The 502-nt window shown below is 47.0% G+C and carries 1 protein-coding gene; it reads right to left on the minus strand.

Annotated features, from left to right (window positions below):
* Positions 1-502, minus strand: a 502-nt coding sequence (locus R7040_RS30420) for a substrate-binding domain-containing protein (protein ID WP_318098185.1), incomplete at both ends; no start/stop codon positions are given.

A 502-nucleotide genomic window follows, 5' to 3' on the forward strand; every position in this document is an offset into this window, starting at 1 on the left:
GAACCTTGATGCCGTTTTGTTGCAGACGGCTCATTAAGCCAAGTGCCATGGTGTCGTTAAAACAGAATACTGCAGTAGGGCGTTTTTCCATCGCGGTGATCTTGTCTGCAACCAGTACCGCAGTATCACATTCAAAGTTACCTTCAAGAATCCAATCTTCATTGATTGGCAGTTTTGCTTCAGCCATGGCACGACGAAAACCAGCGATACGCTCTTGGCAAGCAAGTTTCTCAAAGTGACCACTCAGGCAGGCGATGTCAGTGTGGCCGTTATCGATAAGATATTTAGTTGCTAGGTAGCCACCTTCTTCAGAGTTATCGATGATCTTGTCCGCACGAGAACTCTCTGGGCCCCAATCCATCACAACTTTCGGGATGTCTGAATGACGATCTAACATCTCTTTTAGTTCTTCGGTTAGATCTGAACACATCACCAAAATGCCATCTACACGTTTCTCAGCAAGCATGCGGATGTAGTCGCGCTGTTTCTCGTAGATGCCGCC

The organism is Vibrio sp. 1069, from assembly GCF_033340555.1.